Origin of the sequence: Streptomyces sp. NPDC056347, assembly GCF_042262625.1 — a bacterium.
In the GTDB taxonomy this organism is placed as follows: domain Bacteria; phylum Actinomycetota; class Actinomycetes; order Streptomycetales; family Streptomycetaceae; genus Streptomyces.
In genome coordinates, this window is sequence record NZ_JBHJQP010000308.1 from 1 (window position 1) to 3,756 (window position 3,756).

A 3,756-nucleotide genomic window follows, 5' to 3' on the forward strand; every position below is an offset into this window, starting at 1 on the left:
CCCGCGCACCACGCGCCCGAAGCCCGCCCGGCGGCATCGCTCACCGCACGCCCGTGCCCGCCGCCCTCGGCCGGCCGCCGGCTGCCGGGGCGCCGCCCGATCCCGCCCGTGCCGCCGCCGCTGCCGCGCCCACCAGGCCCGCGTCCGCACCCATCACCGCCGGGGCCACCTCGATCCGACGGACGAAGGAGAGCGTGGCGTAATCGCGCAGGGCCCGGCGCAGCGGCACGAAGAGGACGTCGCCCGCACCGGCCACTCCCCCGCCGATCACCGCGATGTCGATCTCGACGAGAGCCGCGGTGGCGGCGATCCCGGCGGCCAGTGCCTGGGCGGCGCGCTCGAAGGACGCCAGGGCCGTCCCGTCCCCCGCCCGCGCGGCAGCGGCCACGGCGGCCGCCGAGGTGTCGCCGCCCGGTCCGGGCCGCCAGCCGTCCGCCAGCGCCCGGCGGGCGATGTTCGGGCCGCTGGCGATGCGTTCGACACAGCCGCGCGAGCCGCACGGGCACGCGTCGCCGTCCAGATCCACACTCACATGGCCGATGTGTCCGGCGTTGCCCGTGGGGCCGGGGTGGAGCCTGCCGCCCAGCACGAGCCCGCCGCCGACGCCCGTCGACACGACCATGCAGAGCGCGTTGTCGTAGCCCCGTGCGGCGCCCAGCCAGTGCTCGGCAGCCGTCATGGCGACCCCGTCGCCGACCAGTTCCACGGGCATCCCGCCGACCACTCCGGCCACCCGCTCCACCAGCGGGAAGTCACGCCAGCCGGGGACATTGACCGGGCTGACCGTGCCGGCCGCGGCATCCACCGGCCCCGCGCTGCCGATTCCGACCGCCGCCGCCCTCCCCCACAGCGGCGAGCGGGACAGCTCGGCCAGCACCTCCGCCACCGCCCCCAGCACCGTCTCGGCATCCTCCCGGGCGGGCGTCGGCCGCTGCGCCCGGACGAGCAGAGCACCGTCGCCGCCCACCAGTGCTCCGGCGGTCTTGGTGCCGCCGATGTCCAGCGCGGCGACCAGGTCGGATTGCATCGGCACGACTCCGTGGGTAGGGGGCGGGGACCTGCGGCTTCGGGAAACAGTCTGCCCAAGTCTCCATTCAGCTGACAACGTTGTCCAGGGCCTATGCTCGACCGCACACGACCCGGCCGGCTCCGTGGCACCGCCACCCCCGTGCGGCAGTCCGGCCGGCCCGCACCAGAGGACAGGACAAGCGCATCGTGGCCGAGACCGCCCGTCACTCCGAGCCCCGTTACGGCAACCGGCCGACCATGAAGGACGTCGCCGCCCGCGCCGGAGTCGGCCTCAAGACGGTCTCCCGTGTGGTCAACGGCGAGCCCGGAGTCACTCCCGACACCGAGCGCCGGGTCCAGGAGGCCATCGAGGCCCTCGGCTTCCGGCGCAACGACAGCGCACGTGTGCTCCGCAAGGGCCGCACCGCCTCGATCGGCCTGGTCCTGGAGGACCTGGCCGATCCGTTCTACGGGCCGCTGAGCCGTGCGGTGGAGGAGGTCGCGCGGGCCCATGGCGCGCTGCTCATCAACGGGTCGAGCGCCGAGGACCCGGAGCGTGAGCAGGAACTCGTACTCGCCCTGTGCGCGCGCCGGGTGGACGGGCTCATCGTGATCCCGGCCGGCAACGACCACCGCTATCTCGAACCGGAGATCAGGGCGGGCGTCGCCACCGTCTTCGTGGACCGCCCGGCGGGACGCGTCGAGGCCGACACGGTCCTCTCCGACAGCTTCGGGGGTGCCCGAGAGGGTGTCGAGCATCTGATCGCGCACGGTCACCGCCGGATCGGCTTCATCGGCGACCAGCCGCGCATCCACACCGCCACCGAGCGGCTGCGCGGCTACCACGCCGCGATGGCGGACGCGGGTACGCGGGTCGCGGACGCCTGGGTGTCGCTCGGCTCGACCGAGCCCGGGCGGGTCCGGGCCGCGGCCGAACGGATGCTGGCCGGCCCCGAGCCGGTCACGGCGATCTTCGCGGGCAACAACCGGGTGACGGTGACGGTGGTGCGGGTCCTCGCCGAGCAGGAGCGCCCGGTCGCCCTGGTCGGCTTCGACGACATCGAGCTGGCCGACCTGCTCGGCATCACCGTCGTGTCCCAGGACGCCGCGGCGGCCGGCCGCACCGCCGCCGAGCACCTGTTCCGCCGCCTCGACGGGGCCGGGCACGCCCCGGCCCGCGTGGTGCTGCCCACCCGGCTCGTTCCGCGCGGCTCGGGCGAGCTCCCGCCCTCCTGAGCCGCGCGGCCCTGGTGAACCGGGCGGTTACGGCGCGGTGATCGTGAGGTCGGCCCGGCGGGGTGCGGCGAAGCCTTCCAGGCCGGCGCGGGTCAGTCCGGTCAGCCGGGCGACCTCGTCCGTGTCCAGGGCGCCGCAGTCGATGCCGCGCAGGAGGTAGCCGCTGAGCGCCTTGGCGGTGGCGGGTTCGTCCATGACGTCGCCGCCCGCCTTGGCCACGTACGCGGCGAGCCGGGCGGCTGCCTGCTCCAGGCCCTCGCGGTAGAAGGTGTACACGGCCGCGTACCGGGTCGGCAGATGGGCCGGGTGCATGTCCCAGCCCTGGTAGTAGGCGCGGGCCAGGGCGCGGCGGGTGAGGCCGTAGTGGAGCCGCCAGGCCTCGTGCACCCGCTCGGTGGAGCCGACCGGCAGGACGTTGGTGGAGCCGTCGGAGACCCGTACGCCGGTGCCCGCGGCGGCGACCTGCATGACGGCCTTGGCGTGGTCGGCGGCCGGGTGGTCGCTGGCCTGGTAGGCGGCGCTGACGCCGACGCAGGCGCTGTAGTCGAAGGTGCCGTAGTGCAGGCCGGTGGCCCGCCCGCGCGCCGCGTCGATCATGCGGGCGACAGCGGCGGTTCCGTCGGCGGCGAGGATGGACTGGCTGGTCTCGATCTGGATCTCGAAGCCGAGCCGTCCGGCGGGCAGCCCGTGGGCCTGCTCGAAGGCTTCGAGGAGCCGGACGAAGGCGGTGACCTGCTCGGGGTAGGTCACCTTGGGCAGCGTGAGGACCAGTCCGTCGGGCAGGCCGCCGGCCTCCATCAGGCCGGTGAGGAAGACGTCCGTGGTCCGGATGGACCGGTCGCGTACGGCGGCCTCCATGCACTTCATCCGGATGCCCATGTACGGCGCCGCCGTGCCGTTCGCGTACGCCTGCGCGACCAGTCGGGCGGCACGGGCCGCTGCCGCGTCCTCCTCGGCGTCGGGGCGCGGGCCGTAGCCGTCCTCGAAGTCGATGCGCAGATCCTCGACCGGTTCGCGCTCCAGCTTGGCCCGCACCCGGTCGTGGACGGGCGCGGCCAGCTCGTCGGGGATGCCGAGGACGGCGGCGAAGGAGGCGGCGTCGGGGGCGTGTTCGTCCAGGGCCTTCAGGGCCTGGTCGCCCCAGGACCGGATGGTGTCGGCGGTGAACGCGTCGCCGGGGACGTAGACCGTGTGGACCGGCTGGCGGGTGCCCGGGTCGCCCGGGTAGCGGCGCGCGAGTTCGGCGTCGACCGCGGTGAGGGAAGCACTGATCTCCTCGCTGACCGCACCGGCGAGGCTCGTTGCCACCTTCTCCTGCTGACCCATTTCCACACCCTTCACAGTCACACTGTTTCCGCTTCCCGGAATCAACAATCCGTATAGTGAAGTTATAAGGCGGCCGGACCTGCGTCAATGGTGGCGGGAACGGGTGCGGGGCCGTGCGGTGTGTGTACCGCGCGGCCCCGCGTCCGTTCCTGCCCGGGGATGTGTCAGCCCTTGCGGGTGTTGATC

Annotated in this window: 3 protein-coding genes; 1 reads left to right on the forward strand and 2 read right to left on the reverse strand. The window is 74.3% G+C overall.

The features are described from left to right. Positions 1-40: 40 nt before the first annotated feature. Positions 41-1,027, reverse strand: a complete 987-nt coding sequence (locus ACFCV8_RS35690; protein WP_376689718.1) for an ROK family protein — start codon at positions 1,025-1,027, stop codon at positions 41-43. A 188-nt stretch (positions 1,028-1,215) separates the two neighbouring features. Here ACFCV8_RS35690 and ACFCV8_RS35695 point away from each other — a divergent pair, with 188 nt between their 5' ends. Next, entirely contained in the window at positions 1,216-2,244 is a 1,029-nt protein-coding gene (locus ACFCV8_RS35695; protein WP_376689716.1) for a LacI family DNA-binding transcriptional regulator, read from the forward strand. A gap of 27 nt (positions 2,245-2,271) precedes the next feature. Here ACFCV8_RS35695 and ACFCV8_RS35700 read toward each other — a convergent pair whose 3' ends face one another. Continuing rightward, entirely contained in the window at positions 2,272-3,570 is a 1,299-nt protein-coding gene (locus ACFCV8_RS35700; RefSeq protein ID WP_376689717.1) for a DUF6986 family protein, read from the reverse strand. Positions 3,571-3,756: the final 186 nt, after the last annotated feature.